This is a genomic window from Frankia sp. AiPs1, assembly GCF_023716945.1.
In the GTDB taxonomy this organism is placed as follows: Bacteria; Actinomycetota; Actinomycetes; order Frankiales; family Frankiaceae; genus Frankia.
In genome coordinates, this window is record NZ_JAMQQF010000999.1 from 1 (window position 1) to 1137 (window position 1137).

The 1137-nt window shown below is 76.3% G+C and carries 2 protein-coding genes; one reads left to right on the forward strand and one right to left on the reverse strand.

Features of this window, described 5'->3' with window-relative positions:
- Positions 1-307 precede the first annotated feature (307 nt).
- Positions 308-580: a hypothetical protein gene (locus tag ND748_RS32445; protein WP_251750078.1), complete on the reverse strand. Its 273-nt coding sequence runs from the start codon at positions 578-580 to the stop codon at positions 308-310.
- Between the two features lie 157 nt (positions 581-737).
- On the opposite strand from ND748_RS32445, the gene ND748_RS32450 reads away from it, so the two are divergent.
- The coding region (locus ND748_RS32450) for a Nif3-like dinuclear metal center hexameric protein (protein WP_251750079.1) at positions 738-1137 on the forward strand (400 nt) is incomplete at its 3' end.

Below are 1137 nucleotides of genomic sequence, written 5' to 3' on the forward strand. Positions count from 1 at the left end.
GGGGGGGGGGGGGGGGGGGGGGGGGGGGGGGGGGGGGGGGGGGGGGGGGGGGGGGGGGGGGGGGGGGGCGGGGGGGGCCCCCCGGCGCGGCCCCCCCCCCCGCCCCCCCCCTCCGCCGCCTGGGCGGGGCCGACCACTCGGCCGAGTCCGGACGTTCGGCCGCCGCGGACGATCGGCCGCGGTCAGACGATCGGCTGCGGTCAGACGTGCGGATGTCGCCGGACGGTCGACTGCGGTCCCATGCTCGGCTGCGGCCGGACGTTCGGCGGCGCTCAGAGGTTCCGGCGGAGTCAACGGTCGGGTGGGGTCAACGTTCGGGTGGGAAGGAGTTCTGCCCGGGATTGACGTCCGGCCAGACGGACCCGACGGTCGATCTGTCCGCACCCATCGCCGGACCGCCGAGCCCTGCGCCGCCGGCCCCCGGACCGCCCAACCCGGAACCACCCACGGGAGGGGCCGCCATCGCGTCGGCGACCTTGCGCATGATGGCCTCGACGAGGCGGACGGCCTGGGGGGTCGAGAGGTTCAGCACGATCTCCGAATCCCCCGCAACCTGGAATCGCACCGAAACGTCCGCCATGACGAGTGCCCCTTCCTCGTGGCTCGCCACCCCTGCGAAGGCGCGTTGCCAGAGGTGACGTTACGGGGCGAACGGTACGTCGCGTGCGGCACCCAGGTACCTCGCCGGCCGCCGTGACCGGCTGGCAGACGCCCGCGACCGTACGGGTAGGGTCACCGTGGTGAGCACTAGGGTGGCGACAGTCGGTGACTGCGTGGCCGTGCTGGAGCAGGCGTTCCCGCCGGCCTGGGCGCAGTCGTGGGACGCGGTGGGTCTGGCAGTCGGTGACCCCGAGGCCCCCGTGTCCGCGGTGCTGTTCGCCGTCGATCCCACCGTCGAGGTGGCCGTCGAGGCGGCGGGCAGCGCCCAGTTGCTCGTCACCCACCACCCCCTGTTTCTGCGTGGGACGCACGGCGTGGCCGAGACCGGACCCGGCGGGCGGGTCGTCGCCACCCTCATCCGGGCCGGGGTGGCGCTGTACACGGCGCACACCAACGCCGACGTCGCCGACCCCGGGGTCAGCGACGCGCTGGCCGCGGCCCTCGGGCTGCGCCGGGTCGGCCCGCTCGACCCGGCGC